Raw genomic sequence first — 736 nt, forward strand, 5'->3', positions numbered from 1 at the left:
CCACGCTCGATCGCGGCAACCCGACGGCGAGCGCGGTCGCAGTCAAGGACGGCGTCTTCCTGGCGGTTGGCGGGCAGGCCGAGGTGATGGCCCATGCCGGGCCGAACACGAAGGTGATCGACCTGAAGGGCCGCAGCGCGCTGCCGGGCCTGATCGACAACCACCTGCACATCATCCGCGGCGGGCTGAACTTCAACATGGAGCTGCGCTGGGACGGAGTGCGCTCGCTCGCCGATGCGATGAGCATGCTCAAGCGCCAGGTCGCGGTGACGCCGCCGCCGCAATGGGTGCGCGTCGTCGGCGGCTTCACCGAGCACCAGTTCGCCGAGAAGCGGCTGCCGACGATCGACGAGCTCAACGCCGTCGCGCCGGACACCCCGGTCTTCATCCTGCATCTCTACGACCGCGCGCTGCTGAACGGCGCGGCGCTGCGGGCCGTCGGCTACACCAAGGACACCCTGCAGCCGCCCGGCGGCGAGATCACGCGTGACGCCAACGGCAATCCGACCGGGCTGCTGCTCGCACGGCCGAACGCCGCCATCCTCTATGCGACGCTGGCCAAGGGGCCGAAGCTGCCCTTCGACTATCAGGTCAACTCGACCCGCCACTTCATGCGCGAGCTCAACCGGCTCGGCGTCACCGGCGCGATCGATGCCGGCGGCGGCTTCCAGAACTACCCGGACGACTACGCCGTCATCCAGAAGCTCTCGGACGAGAACCAGCTCACCATCCGCCT

Annotated in this window: 1 protein-coding gene; it reads left to right on the forward strand. The window is 68.9% G+C overall.

The window, feature by feature from the left end:
• Positions 1-736 (forward strand): amidohydrolase family protein (locus AC1DIN_RS29905; protein WP_476812358.1); only part of this gene is annotated, 736 nt, incomplete at both ends.

The sequence above is a fragment of the Allobosea sp. 05T438 genome (genome assembly GCF_056396025.1).